Origin of the sequence: Flavobacterium jejuense, from assembly GCF_006491595.2 — a bacterium.
In the GTDB taxonomy this organism is placed as follows: domain Bacteria; phylum Bacteroidota; class Bacteroidia; order Flavobacteriales; family Flavobacteriaceae; genus Flavobacterium; species Flavobacterium jejuense.
Window position 1 is genome coordinate 282918 of the sequence record NZ_VEVQ02000004.1, and the last position, 12961, is coordinate 295878.

Here is a 12961-nt window from a genome sequence, read left to right on the forward strand (position 1 = left end):
AAATCATGAGTAAGTCATTAGAAGAAGTTAATGAATCGGTTGCAACACAAGGTAAAGCATCAACCTTTAGAAAAATACTAGCTTTTTTTGGACCCGCTTACCTAATTAGTGTAGGTTATATGGATCCAGGAAATTGGGCTACTGATTTAGCTGGTGGTAGTCAGTTTGGTTATGCCTTAATTTGGGTATTATTGATGAGTAATATCATGGCTTTGTTGTTACAAAGTTTAAGCGCGAGACTAGGAATTGTGACACAACGTGATTTAGCTCAAGCATCAAGGGAAACTTATTCTCCTTTTATAAATTATATTTTATATTTCTTAGCTGAAATTGCAATTGCAGCTTGTGATTTGGCTGAGGTTTTAGGTATGGCAATTGGTTTAAATTTGTTATTTAATATCTCTTTAATTGACGGTGTTATTATTACGGTTTTAGATACATTTTTATTACTTTTTCTAATAAATAAAGGCATTAGAAAAATGGAAGCATTTATTATAGCTTTAGTTGCTATAGTAGGTTTTTCATTTGTTTTTGAAATGATTTTTGCAGAACCTGAAATGGGAAAAGTACTAACAGGTTTAATTCCAACTTTACCAAATGAAAATGCTTTATATATTGCTATTGGTATTATTGGAGCAACAGTAATGCCTCACAATTTATACTTACATTCTTCATTGGTTCAAACTAGAAAATTTGACAGGAGTAAAAAGGGAGTAAAACAAGCATTAAAGTACAATTTTATAGATAGTGCAATTGCTTTAAATTTAGCTTTTTTTGTGAATGCAGCCATTTTAATTTTAGCAGCAGCCACTTTTTATAAAAATGGATTATTTGAAGTAGCAGAAATTCAAGATGCACATCAGTTATTAGAGCCACTGTTAGGAACTAAATGGGCTCCAATTTTATTTGCAGTTGCTTTAATTGCAGCAGGTCAAAGTTCTACAATTACAGGGACGTTAGCAGGACAAATTATAATGGAAGGGTATTTGAATTTAAGAATTCAACCATGGGTTAGAAGAATTATTACTCGTTTATTAGCTATTGTTCCAGCAGTTTTGACTATTCTTTATTTTGGTGAACAAGTTACAGGAAAATTGTTGATTTTGAGTCAGGTAATTTTGAGTTTACAGCTTGGTTTTGCAATTATACCATTAATTCATTTTGTTAGCGATAAAAGTAAAATGAAAGGTTTTCATATTTCTAAAGTTACTCAAATTGCTTCATGGTTAATTGCTTCTATCATTGTTTCTTTAAATGGAAAGTTGGTTTATGATGAAATAAAAGGTTGGTTAGAAACTTCAAGTAACCCAACAATAATTTGGTTAACTGTTGTTCCTTTAGCAATTGGTTTTTTAATTTTATTATTATATATCGTTTTCAAGCCGTTTTTTGTGAAAGCAAAACATAAAATTGAAAATCATTCTCCGCATAATTTAAAGTTGAAATTAGAAGAAACGAATACTTATTCTACAAAAAATATAGCAATTGCAGTTGATTTTTCAAAAGCAGATGAATTAGCTATTAATAGCGCTTTTGAACTAGGAGGTCCTCAAGCAAAATATACTTTAATCCATGTTGTTGAGACAGTAGGAGCTATGATGTATGGAAGAAATGCAGCAGATCATGAAACGACGATAGACGAAAAATTGTTATTAGAATATAAAGAAATACTTTTGGAAAAAGGATATGATGTCGCTATTAAATTAGGCTTTGGAAAACCATATAAGATTCTACCTAAAATTATAAATGAAAATCATTTTGATATTTTGGTAATGGGAACTCATGGTCACTCAGGGATTAAAGATATTTTATTTGGAACAACAGTTGATAAATTACGTCATAAAATTTATGTACCTTTATTTATAGTAAAAAACAAATAACAAGTAATCATGAAATCAGTAATCCTTTTTTTAACTATTTTTCTTGCACAATGTTCTTCTAAACAATCAAGTGATATGGCCAATAATACAAATATAACCAATCAAAAAGGAGTTACTCAAGAGGAATATCAAATAAAACTTAAAAAAGTTACTGCAGATTCTCGTTGCCCTGAAGGATTAAATTGCGTTTGGGAAGGACAAGTTGAAATGATTGTAGCGGTTTACAAGGCTGATAAACTAATTGAAGAAAAAGAGTTAATTGTAAATTCTCAAACGGTAAGTGAAAACGCAACTTGGGCAAGTAAGTATAGTAAAAAGGCAATTACTTTTATTGGTGTTACACCAGAAAGAATAAAAGATGAACTTATAAATGATTCCGATTATAAGTTGTTAATTAAGTATGATTAATGACAAGCACAATCATCTCCACAAGAATTTGATTTTTTAGGTTTTTTTTTCCAAAGAAATTTTTTTACTAAAAAGCCAATGGCAATAGCAAGTGTAATGTAAACTAATATTTGTTGAAAATTCATAATTTATTAATATTTAAAAGTAAACTCCAGCACCTAAAGTTACAAAATTATAAGTTGGTGTGGCAATTTTTAAGTGTTCAAATCCTAAGGAAAAATAATAATTCTTTTTGTGATATTTACTTTGTAATTCAAAAGCATTAACGGGTCTTGTGTTTATTCTACTCCATTTAGCACTTCCAGAAAAGCTTATGTTCTTATCTAGAAAAAAATCAGTTGAAATACCATAAGTAAAGCCTGTTTTTCTTACATCATTACCAATGTAACTGACTCCTAAATTCCATCCTAAGTTAAATTTATCCATCCTAATTCTATCATATCCTAAGGTGAAATGAGAAAAATAGAGTTTGTAATTGCTATCATTTATAGGGTCAGATTCATAGACTTGTCTAAGGTCGGTTTGAAGATAAAAATATTGAAAAGGTCTAATTTTTGCTTTAAAATGATTACCTACTAAGTTTTTGTTACTATACATGAAACTATCTTCAATATCTATTCTAATTTTACTTTTAGACAAGCTATCACGACTATTGAAATTACCATAACTTCCGTCTTTGTAGGGATAATGACTTAGATTATTGTATAAATGATCTTCATTGTAATAATCTCCAATAATGCCGTATTTAAATGCTCCTACCGTTGCTTCAACAAAAAACCGTACAAAAATTTCTGCGAACGCACTTTCTCCATCACTACTGGAAGATGAGCGACTTCTACTTGAAGAACTAGAGGATGAACTTTGATGCCTAACTGCAGATTGCTCAGTTAATTCTTCTTTTGATTTTTCAATTTTCTTTTGACCATGTATGCTGTAAGAAAAAAATAGTAAACCAATAATTGCTAATAGGGTAGTTTTTTGAATCATAAGAAACTTTTAATACTACTTATCAAATATTGAACCAATTATTTTAAAATTTGATAAGCTATCAAGGCAGTCAAATATGCAAAACCACTCATGAATACAAATTGGATAAGAGGCCATTTCCAAGAATTAGTCTCTTTTTTTACAATAGCTATTGTTGACATGCATTGCATAGCAAAAGCATAAAATAGTAATAAAGAAATACCTGAGGCAAAGTTAAATATTTTTTCACCAGTTACTGGATTAATCTCTGCTGCCATTCTGTTTTTTATAGTTACTTCTTCGTCACTGTGATTTCCTACATTATAAATCGTGGCTAGTGTCCCTACAAAGACTTCTCTTGCAGCAAAAGAACTTACAACAGCAATTCCTATTTTCCAATCATAACCTAAAGGTCTTATAGCAGGTTCTATAGCTTTTCCAAGGATACCAATGTAAGAATGTTCTAGTTTGTAACTACTTATTTTATTTTCAATAAGTTCTGGTTCAATGGAAGCTATATTTTGGGATAATTCTAATTCTTGTAAGACAATTGCATCTGCATTTTTAAAATTATTTGTTGGTCCGTGAGAGCCTAAAAACCATAAAATAATAGATAAAGCCAAGATTATTTTTCCTGCACCAGTTACAAATGCTTTTGTTTTTTCGATTACATTTAAAGCTACATTTTTAAACATAGGTACTTTGTAAGAAGGCATTTCAATAACGAAATAAGATTTACAATTTAATTTTAAAAAGTAGTTTAATAAAGTAGCAGAAAGTACAGCCATTCCAAAACCTATTAAATATAACAACATAAGTGTTAAACCTTGTAAGCTAAGAAAACCAAACACTCTTTCTTCTGGAATGATTAAAGAGATTAATATAGCATAGACAGGTAATCTTGCTGAACAAGTGGTGAATGGAGTTACTAAAATAGTTATTAAACGTTCTTTCCAGTTTTCAATATTTCTAGCACTCATAATCGCAGGAATGGCACAAGCTGTTCCAGAGATTAAAGGGACAATACTTTTTCCTGAAAGTCCAAATCTTCTCATTATTTTATCCATAAGAAAAACAACACGACTCATATAGCCACTTTCTTCAAGTATAGAAATAAATAAAAATAAGAAAGCTATTTGAGGTATAAAAATTACAATTCCACTTATTCCTGGAATAATTCCTTCGCTTAAAAGATTGGTAAATTCACCTGCAGGAAGATGGTTTTTTGTGTAAGCACTCAAAGAGGTAAATGTTTCATCTATAAAATCCATCGGAATTTTACTCCAATCAAAAATAGATTGAAAAATGAGCATCAATATTCCAAAAAAGATAAGATATCCAAAAACTTTATGTGTTAAGACGCGATCTAATTTGGCACGCAAGTCGGTAGCTTTTGATGCATCAATTTTTTGGCCAATTTTTAAAGTGTCATTTATAAATTGATATCTTTTTATTGTTTCTTTTTGTTGTAATCGTTTTAAATCGGAATGTGATTTTGTAAAAGAATTTTTAATTTCATTTCGTTCTAAATTTAAGAAATTAACGTCTTGCGTGATTACTAACCATAATTTATACAAAAGCTGGTTTGGAAAGGCTCTTCTTAAATTGTTAAAATAATCTGGATCTATAACAGAAGCGTTTAAACAAGGTTCGGTTGAAAGTGATTCATAATTTAAGATAAGCGATTTAAGTTCAGAAATACCAGTTTTTTTTCTAGAACTCACTAGTGCTATTTTAGTTTTTAATTCTCTTTCTAAAATTGGAAGATCAAATTCAATTCCTTTTAAACTCATTCTATCAGCCATATTAATAACTAAAATGGTAGGAATTTCTAAATCTTTAATTTGGGTAAAAAGGAGTAAATTTCGCTTAAGGTTTTCCACTTCAGTAACAACTACAGCTACATCTGGAAAATCTTCATCTTTTTTGTTTAAAAGTAATTCAATGACAACATTTTCATCAATGGAACTCGCATTTAAACTATAGGTTCCTGGTAAGTCAATTATTTTTGCTTTAACATTATCTGATAGTTTGCTAGCCCCTTGTTTTTTTTCAACAGTAATTCCAGGGTAATTCCCAACTTGTTGGTTTAATCCTGTTAATTGATTAAAAACAGAAGTTTTGCCCACATTTGGATTTCCAATTAAAGCAACTTTTATGGTAGATTTGGACATTAATTAAATCGTGGTTTCTAAAGTTACGATTATTTCTTTTGCAGTTTCTTTACGAATAGCAACATGAGAATCGTTAATATTAAAATAGTATGGGTCACCAAATGGTGCGATTTGAATTAATTCAATAAAATTGCCTGGTAAACAACCCATTTCTAATAATTTCAAAGGAATTTCATCTACATTTATTTCGCTGATGTAGCCTTTTTCACCTTTTTTAAAATTTGATAAATTTTTTTCCAAACTTATTTAGATTGAATTAAAATACAAAGGTAGCTAATAATTAGAAATAGAATGGTTTTTTTGAGTAAAATTTAAGAATTCTTATTCGCAAAGAAAGAGGATATCTTCATATAATTTCTTTACTTCTTCAAGATTTGTTCCATCATAAAAACCACGAATTCTTCTTTTTTGGTCGATTAAAACAAAATTTTCAGTATGAACCATATCATATAATTCTTCTGGTTTTCCTGTTTTTACAACTAAGTAGGATTTTCTAGCTATATAATAAATGTCTTTTTTATTTCCTGTAACTAAATTCCATTTTTCATCAATTACACCTTTTTCTTTTGCATAGGCTTTAAGTACTGGAACACTATCAATATCAGGTGTAACAGAATGAGATAATAACATAACTTCTGGATTATTTTTAATCTTTTGTTGTAGCCATACCATATTATCAGTCATAATTGGACAAATAGAGGGGCAAGTTGTAAAAAAGAAATCAGCTACATATATCTTACCTTTATAATCTTCTTGAGTAATAACTTTACCATTTTGATTAATAAAAGAAAAATCTGGAATAGTATGATTATATCCGATGTGTTGTATGGTTGAATCTACAAGCTCAGGATTTACGTCTCTAGGGTTAAATATTTTTAATCTTTTTTGAGGTTTTAAAAGGGAATAAATACCTATGAATATAATAATAGAGATTATAGTAAATAGGATAATAAAACCTGAGTATTTATTTTTACGTATATTCATAATAGAATACAAATTTAATTTTTTATACCTAATATATTACAAAGACAGTTGTTAATCTTTTAAAAATCAACAAACTTTCAGGTAAAACTAGTTATATTTGCAAAATTTAAAATTTAATAGTTAATATTATGAAAAACAGCTACTTTTTTTTATTGTTGTTTACTGTTTTGGGTTATTCTCAATTTAATCCTTCCGCACCATGGAAAGAAAATAACGTATTAGCTAAAAAAGGAAAATTAACTTTAGATGAAGAAGTTAATTTATTTAATGAATATTGGTCTACCAGAAATAAAAATATAAAAGGATCTGGATACAAACCTTTCATGAGGTGGGAAAATCATTGGAAAAATTTAGTCAATGATCAAGGATATGTTATAACTCCACAAGAATTTTATACTGCTTGGAATGAGAAAAACAATGCTAAATTGAATAAAAATTCAACTTTTTCTTTACCAACAAGTAATTGGCAAGCAGTTGGGCCGTCAACACATACAAATACTGGGTCATGGTCTTCTGGACAGGGAAGAGTTAATGTTGTGTACCAAGACCCTACAAATGCGAATACGGTATACATTGGAGCTCCTGCAGGAGGAATTTGGAAATCAACTGATGCAGGTGTAAATTGGACTCCATTATCTGATTATTTACCACAAATAGGTGTTTCAGGTATTGTAGTAGATCATACAAATTCAAATATAATTTATATAGCAACGGGAGATAATGATGGTAGTGATTCTTACTCTGTTGGTGTCTTAAAATCGATTGATGGAGGACTAACTTGGAATACTACAGGTCTAAGTTTTAATACGACTAATACCTATGCAGGTGATATTATTATGCATCCTACAAATCATTTGATTTTATTTTGCGCCACTAGTACAGGTTTATACAAAACTATAGATGGAGGAACTTCTTGGACAAATGTAAGATCAGGAAATTTTTCTAGAGGTTCTGTACGTTTTAAACCTAGTGACCCAACAATAGTGTATGGTGTTACTAATACTATATTTTATAAATCTATAAATACGGGTAGTACTTTTACTCAAATAACTTCTGGACTACCAGCATCTTCAAGTCGATTACGACTAGATGTTACTCCCGCAAACCCAAATTATGTTTATATATTAAGTCATTGGAGTAGTTTGCCTCCATTTGATCCAGTAAATCAACCAGATAATAATAGAAATGGTTTTCAAGGAATTTATAGATCTACAGACAGTGGTACTACTTTTACATTAAGAAATAACAGCACTAATGTTTTAGAATCACCTCAGTCTTATTATGATTTAGCATTAGCAGTATCTGATACAAATGCTGATGAAATTTATACAGGTTGTTTAAATGTATGGAAATCTACTAATGGAGGAACTTCACTTACAAAATTAAACAACTGGAATTCACCTACTGCTCCAGCTTATACACACGCGGATATTCATTATTTAAGATTTTATAACGGAAACTTATTTTGTGGTAGTGATGGGGGTGTTTATAAATCTACAAATGGAGGAACCAGTTTTACAGACTTAACAGCTACAGCACAAATAAGTCAATTTTATAGAATTTCAGTTTCAAAACAATCCGCAGGAAATATGGTAGGTGGTCTTCAAGATAATGGAGGTCATGCCTACAGTGGTGGTGGATGGAAAAATTATTATGGAGCTGATGGTATGGATACAGCTATAAATCCAAATGATCCAAATGCATATTATGGATTTATTCAGTTTGGAGGAACACTGTATTTATCTAATAATGCTGGAAATAATAGAACAGGAAGTGTCAGTGCTCCAGCTGCAGAAACAGGTACAAATGACGATGGAGGAAATTGGATTACTCCTTTAAAAATAAATAGTGCTGGAGAAGTATTCGCAGCTTATGAGAGATTATATAAGTTGAATGGAGGAAGTTGGGTTCAACAAAGTTTAGGGACAATTGGTTCAGGTAATATTGAAAATATTGAAATTTCTCCAATTAATGATGATATCATGTTTGTTTCGAATGGAACAACTTTATATAAAAGTATAGATCACGGAATAAACTTTACAATTTCATATACTGCTTCCTCAACAATTACATCAATTGAATGTCATAATTCGGATGTAAACATTATATATTTAACTACTAGTGGTGCTTTTGGAAAGGTTTTACAGTCTACAGATGGAGGATCGAATTTTATAGATATTACCTCTGGAATACCTAATGTTGGTAAAAATATAATTGTTCACCAAAACCAAAATACAGACAACCCTATTTATGTAGGAACTAGTTTAGGTGTATATTATAAAGATGACACAATGTCTTTATGGGAACCGTTCGATACTAATTTACCAAACGTATCTGTTACTGATTTAGAAATTAATTTAAATGATGCAAAATTAATTGCAGCCACTTACGGTCGCGGAATTTGGCAAACAGATATTCCCATTCAGATTCCTTCAAATGATATAAAGTTAGTTCAGATTCAAAATCCAACAACAAACATTAGTTGTGGTGCAAATCTTTCTCCTGAAGTTGAAATTAAAAATAATGGTTTAAACCCTATAACTTCTGCGACTTTTAATTACACTATAGATGCTACACCATATAACTATAATTGGAATGGTAATTTATCTCCTAATACTTCAACTGTTGTAGTTTTACCTTTTGTCACTTTGTCTAGAGGGCAACATAGTATTTCTATTTCCACTACTACAACTAATGATGCTTTTCCAGATAATAATAATGGAAGTACAACATTTAATGTAAACGATAATGGAACAATAGGAATAGTGAACACTTTTACAACAGCAGCAGATGAACTTATTTCTTATAATGAAGGAAGCACAGGATCTCAATGGACAAGAACAGTACGTTCAGGAGGTTTAATGGACAGTGCTGGTAATTCCGTTTATTCTACAAACTCAACAGGTAATTATCCTGACAATACTAAATCATATTTAGTTTCTCAATGTTATGATTTAACTTCGATTTCAAATCCTGAAATAAGATTTTCTTTTAAATATGATTTAGAAAATAATTGGGATATAGTTTATGTGGAATATTCTACAGATTTTGGTGCTAACTGGAGTGTGCTAGGTGAAAAAGGACCTAATTGGTACAATAGCGATAGAACAAACGCAACATCTGGAGCATCAGATGATTGTCAAAATTGCCCAGGAGCACAATGGACAGGAGCAAATACAACAAACACTTCTTATTTTTACCCATTAAATACTTTAAATTCAGAAGCAAATATTATTTTTAGAATTGTTTTTCATTCTGATCAATCGGTTAATAAAACAGGAGCAAATCTTGATAATTTTGTTATAAATGGAACCACATTGTCTTCAGATTCCTTTGAATTAGATTCTGTTTTTGTATATCCAAATCCTTCTAATGGATTATTTACTGTCTCAACTAAAAATAGACAAGTTACTTCAATTGAGGTTTATGATGTCTCTGGAAAAAATATTCTTAACAGAACAGATATAGAAAGTTCTAATGAAATAACATTAGATTTAACACATGCTTCAATTGGAATTTATTTTATGAAAATTAACTCCGAAATAGGCTCCATTACTAAAAGAATTATAAAAAAATAAAAACAAAGAAGTTGGCTTATATAGGTCAACTTCTTTGTTAATAATTTAAGGTTATGAAATATAAATTGCTTCCAGTTACACTTTTGTTTTTATCTGTCTTTTTTGCCCAAAAAAAAGACCAAACAAAAATTAATTTAGAGAAACAAAAAACCTTATATCTTACCTCAAACAAAAATTCTTCAGAACAGGCATTAGTTCAATTTGCAAAATTGTATGATTTAAATGACAATTATTCTTTCGAACAGTTATATTCTAATGAGGATAGAATTGGGCAAATACATAGGAAATATGGACAATTTTACAAAGGTATAAAAGTTGAATTTGGAACAGTAATTACGCATTCAAAAGAAGGAAAGATTAGAATGATTAATGGAGAATTATATAATGCAAATGAATTGTCATTAGTTCCTCAATTAAGTGCAAATGTTTGTTTACAGTTAGCTATTCAAAAAATAAATGCAACTACTTATTTATGGCAAAATGAAATGCAAGCTAAATTAATGGACTACAAAAAGCCAAAAGGAGAACTAGTTATTTTTCCTGATAGCAATACTGAAACAATTCATTTGGCATACAAATATGATATTTATGCTACTAATCCTATTTCCAGACAAGAGATTTATGTAGATGCAAATAATGGACAAATTTTATTTTCAAATCAAATTATTAAACACGCAACCAGTTTAGTAACAAATAAAGAAATTAAGGAAAGAAAGAAACTTCTTGAAGAGAAAATAATTTTTTCTTCAGGAACTGCCGATACAAGGTATAGTGGTACAAAAAATATTGAAACAACTTTTAACGCAGATAATTCCAATTATACTTTAAGAGATCAAACGCGAGGTTCTGGGATTTTTACTTTTAATTGTCAAAATTCAAATACTTTTCAAAATGTTGATTTTACAGATGATGATAATAATTGGTCATCTATAGAATTCGATAATGTTGCAAAAGATAATGGTGCTTTAGATGCTCATTGGGGAGCTGAAACCACTTATGACTTTTGGTCAACTATTTTTGGTAGAAATAGTTTTGATGATAATGGTGGTGCTATAAGAAGTTATGTTCACTATGGAATGGATTATAATAATGCAAGTTGGAATGGTTTCGCAATGAGTTATGGAGATGGGGATAGTTTTGATATTTTAACATCAATTGATGTATGTGGTCATGAAATTGGTCATGCCGTTTGCACTTATACGGCTAACTTAGTGTACCAAAATGAATCAGGAGCCATGAATGAAGGGTTTTCGGATATTTGGGGAGCTTGTATAGAGCATTACGGAAGAACAGGTGGACTTTTAAATCCAATTCCAAGTTCAGTTTGGCTAATTGGTGAAGATATTGCTTCTTCAGCACTTCGCTCTATGGAAGATCCAAACTCTAGAAATGACCCAGATACGTATTTAGGAACAAATTGGTATTCTGATACAGGGGATAGTGGTGGTGTTCATACTAATTCAGGAGTTTTGAATCATTGGTTTTATATTTTAACCATCGGAAAATCCGGAACGAACAACGCTCCTATTCCAGATACTTATTCTGTTACAGGAATTGGTATGCAGAAAGCTTCTGAAATTGCTTATTTAGCAGAACGAGATTATCTAACTCCAAATTCAACTTATGCAGATGCTAGAAATGCAACCATTACTGTAGCAAATGATTTATATTGTGCTAACAGTCCAGAAGCAATAGCTGTTACTAATGCTTGGTTTGCAGTGAACATTGGTGATGAATATGTTGCAGCAGCAGATGATGTTGCTCTACAAGCGATAGATAATTCTGAAACTATTTCTTGTACAGCCTCTTCTATAACAACGAATGCTTTACTAAAAAATCAAGGTTTAAACCTAATAACTTCAATATCTATTTCTTATACTGTTGATGGAAATAATCCAGTGAATACAACTTGGACAGGAAATTTAGCTCCTTGCTCTGAAGCCATTTATCCAATCACAGTAAATGGATTAACAAGGGGTACTCATAATTTGAGTGTTACCACTACTATCGTTAATGACGGAAGACCAGAAAATAACACAAAGGAAATTATTTTATTAATTAACGATCAAGGTTCTGTAGGTGTAATTAATGAATTTACTTCAACTTCGGATGAATTAATTTCTTATAATGATGGAGAAATAGGTTCTCTATGGACAAGAGGAATTCATACCGATAGTCCTACTAATGATATGGATAGTAATGGTAATACTGTTTATACCACAAATACCTCAGGAAATTATCCTGATAATACAAAAGCATATTTAATTTCGCAGTGTTATAATTTATCGACAATTTCAAATCCAGAGATTAGTTTTTCTATGAAGTATGATTTGGAAAACAATTGGGATATTGTATACGTAGAATATTCAACTGATTTTGGAGCTAATTGGGCAGTTTTAGGTTATAATGATATTTCTAATTGGACTAATTGGTATAACAGCGATAGAACGGAACAAACTTCTGGAAACGATTGTTTTAATTGTCCTGGAGCACAATGGACTGGTACCAATACAACTTTAACAACATACACTTATCCTTTACAAACTTTGAGTACTCAATCTAGTGTAATTTTTAGAATAGTATTTCATTCAGATCAAGCAGTTCATGAATTAGGTGTTAATATTGATGATTTTGTAATAAATGGAACTTTGTCAAGTACTAGTTTTAATCAAGATGTAATAGCAGTGTATCCTAATCCATCAAATGGAATTTACACTATTTCATTAGGGAATGTTCAGCCTATTTCAATTAAGGTATATGATATAAGTGGTAAAACTATTTTGTTTAAAAAGGATATTTTGGTAAGTGAGAATAGGACAAGTGTTAATTTGACTGCAGTTTCAAAAGGGATTTATTTTATTGTAATAAATTCAGAAAAGGGAATAATTTCTAAAAGAATTGTTAAAGAATAAAGGCATATTTTAAGAAATAATGCAAATAAGGTATATTTGTCTAACAACGGTACTTTAAA

9 protein-coding genes are annotated in these 12961 nt (G+C 30.2%); 4 read left to right on the forward strand and 5 right to left on the reverse strand.

Translation table 11 applies throughout. From position 1 onward, the window contains the following. The first annotated feature begins 5 nt into the window (after positions 1-5). Together FIA58_RS08230 and FIA58_RS08235 are read left to right on the forward strand one after the other, a co-directional pair. Positions 6-1880: an Nramp family divalent metal transporter gene (locus tag FIA58_RS08230; RefSeq protein ID WP_140961999.1), complete on the forward strand. Its 1875-nt coding sequence runs from the start codon at positions 6-8 to the stop codon at positions 1878-1880. A 9-nt stretch (positions 1881-1889) separates the two neighbouring features. After that, positions 1890-2288: a hypothetical protein gene (locus FIA58_RS08235; RefSeq protein WP_140962000.1), complete on the forward strand. Its 399-nt coding sequence runs from the start codon at positions 1890-1892 to the stop codon at positions 2286-2288. Here FIA58_RS08235 and FIA58_RS08240 read toward each other — a convergent pair. From FIA58_RS08240 to FIA58_RS08260, 5 genes are all read right to left on the reverse strand, one after another. Further along, positions 2285-2413 carry a FeoB-associated Cys-rich membrane protein gene (locus FIA58_RS08240; RefSeq protein WP_140962001.1) on the reverse strand — a complete coding sequence of 43 codons (129 nt, stop codon included), beginning with the start codon at positions 2411-2413 and terminating at the stop codon, positions 2285-2287. The two genes, FIA58_RS08235 and FIA58_RS08240, sit on opposite strands and share 4 nt — an antisense overlap. A gap of 13 nt (positions 2414-2426) precedes the next feature. Next, positions 2427-3275, reverse strand: coding sequence for a hypothetical protein (locus FIA58_RS08245; protein WP_140962002.1), 849 nt, complete (start codon positions 3273-3275; stop codon positions 2427-2429). Positions 3276-3313: 38 nt separating this feature from the next. Further along, on the reverse strand, positions 3314-5428 hold the full coding sequence (feoB, locus tag FIA58_RS08250; RefSeq protein WP_140962003.1) for a ferrous iron transport protein B: 2115 nt from the start codon (positions 5426-5428) through the stop codon (positions 3314-3316). 3 nt (positions 5429-5431) lie between these two features. Continuing rightward, positions 5432-5668: a FeoA family protein gene (locus FIA58_RS08255; RefSeq protein ID WP_140962004.1), complete on the reverse strand. Its 237-nt coding sequence runs from the start codon at positions 5666-5668 to the stop codon at positions 5432-5434. Positions 5669-5749: 81 nt separating this feature from the next. Then, the gene (locus FIA58_RS08260; protein WP_140962005.1) at positions 5750-6412 is read right to left on the reverse strand and encodes an SCO family protein; all 663 of its coding nucleotides are present in this window, start codon (positions 6410-6412) and stop codon (positions 5750-5752) included. 128 nt (positions 6413-6540) lie between these two features. On the opposite strand from FIA58_RS08260, the gene FIA58_RS08265 reads away from it, so the two are divergent. Both FIA58_RS08265 and FIA58_RS08270 read left to right on the forward strand, forming a co-directional pair. After that, complete coding sequence (locus FIA58_RS08265; RefSeq protein ID WP_140962006.1) at positions 6541-9990, forward strand: T9SS type A sorting domain-containing protein; 3450 nt, start codon at positions 6541-6543, stop codon at positions 9988-9990. Positions 9991-10043: 53 nt separating this feature from the next. Beyond that, the gene (locus FIA58_RS08270; RefSeq protein WP_140962007.1) at positions 10044-12902 is read left to right on the forward strand and encodes a M4 family metallopeptidase; all 2859 of its coding nucleotides are present in this window, start codon (positions 10044-10046) and stop codon (positions 12900-12902) included. Positions 12903-12961: the final 59 nt, after the last annotated feature.

What these genes read in the sequence shown, in the direction of transcription:
- FIA58_RS08240 (WP_140962001.1), bottom strand. Translation starts at nt 2,413, where the DNA reads ATGAATTTTCAACAAATATTAGTTTACATTACACTTGCTATTGCCATT.
- FIA58_RS08265 (WP_140962006.1), top strand. Translation starts at nt 6,541, where the DNA reads ATGAAAAACAGCTACTTTTTTTTATTGTTGTTTACTGTTTTGGGTTAT.
- FIA58_RS08230 (WP_140961999.1), top strand. Translation starts at nt 6, where the DNA reads ATGAGTAAGTCATTAGAAGAAGTTAATGAATCGGTTGCAACACAAGGT.
- FIA58_RS08260 (WP_140962005.1), bottom strand. Translation starts at nt 6,412, where the DNA reads ATGAATATACGTAAAAATAAATACTCAGGTTTTATTATCCTATTTACT.
- FIA58_RS08235 (WP_140962000.1), top strand. Translation starts at nt 1,890, where the DNA reads ATGAAATCAGTAATCCTTTTTTTAACTATTTTTCTTGCACAATGTTCT.
- FIA58_RS08245 (WP_140962002.1), bottom strand. Translation starts at nt 3,275, where the DNA reads ATGATTCAAAAAACTACCCTATTAGCAATTATTGGTTTACTATTTTTT.
- FIA58_RS08270 (WP_140962007.1), top strand. Translation starts at nt 10,044, where the DNA reads ATGAAATATAAATTGCTTCCAGTTACACTTTTGTTTTTATCTGTCTTT.
- feoB (WP_140962003.1), bottom strand. Translation starts at nt 5,428, where the DNA reads ATGTCCAAATCTACCATAAAAGTTGCTTTAATTGGAAATCCAAATGTG.